Raw genomic sequence first — 1,069 nt, 5'->3', positions numbered from 1 at the left:
GCGCTGATCTGTGCGACTCACCGCGACCTCAAGCGTCTGGTCGAGGACAAACACTTTCGCGAAGACCTGTTCTACCGGGTCAATGGCATCAGTGTGATGCTGCCGGCGTTGCGTGAACGCGATGATTTCAGTGAGTTGGTGAACCGTCTGCTCGGCAAACTGGATGCCCCGACGGTCAAGCTCAAGGGCGACCTGAGCAACTTGCTTGCCGGATACCACTGGCCGGGCAACATCCGTCAGCTGGAGATGGTGCTGCGCACCGCGCTGGCGATGCGCGAACCCGGTGAAACCGTGCTGAGTCTGGAGCATTTGCCCGACAGCATGCTCGACGAGTTGAATGCCTGCGAGCGCTCAACCTGCGGCAGTATCCGCGAGAACGAACTGGAGCTGATCCGCCAGTCCCTCGACAATCATCACGGCAACGTTTCGGCAACGGCCGATGCGCTGGGCATCAGCCGCGCGACGCTGTATCGCAAGCTCAAACAGTTGCGCAACTGATGCGGCGCTTGATCGTCAGGCTGGTCGACAGTCACAACCCCCAGGCACTGGACGCCGCCTTACAGTGGCTGTACGGCTTCGTGCGCCCGCATCGGCTGGCGATTGCCGGGCTGCTCGGGTTGTCGGTGTGCGCCTCGTTGCTGGTGCTGGTGCAGCCCTGGCTGACCAAGTTGCTGATCGACGATGGACTGTTGGCGCACAACTTTTCCATGCTGGTGCTGATCGCGGGGTTGATGATCGTCGCCGGATTGCTTGGCACGGCGTTGTCGGGGATCAATCGCTACCTGCACACACGGTTGTCGGGGCGGATTCTGTTTGCCCTGCGCGACGACCTTTATCGGCATTTGCAGACGTTGTCGCCGGGCTTCTACGGACAACGGCGGATCGGCGACCTGATGTCGCGCCTCGACGGTGATGTGGCGGAGATCCAGCGCTTTGCTGTCGACTCGCTGTTCTCGGCGGTTTCCAGCGTTATCGGCCAGCGCTTTGCTGTCGACTCGCTGTTCTCGGCGGTTTCCAGCGTTATCGGTCTGGTCTGCGCAGTGGCGATGTTGCTGACCCTGTCGTGGAA

General features: G+C 61.3%; 2 protein-coding genes. Both read left to right on the top strand.

The genetic code is table 11. The annotated features are described in order from the left end of the window. A partial coding sequence (locus tag AC1DH9_RS29715) for a helix-turn-helix domain-containing protein (RefSeq protein ID WP_477809401.1) occupies positions 1-498 on the top strand: 498 nt, incomplete at its 5' end. Further along, positions 498-1,069: ABC transporter transmembrane domain-containing protein (locus tag AC1DH9_RS29710; protein ID WP_477809400.1), on the top strand; the 572-nt coding region annotated here is incomplete at its 3' end. The genes AC1DH9_RS29715 and AC1DH9_RS29710, both read left to right, overlap by 1 nt.

The organism is Pseudomonas sp. 05T35 (genome assembly GCF_056396605.1).
Note: the sequence above shows the minus strand (reverse complement) of the source record. Positions and strands in the feature narration are given on the sequence as shown.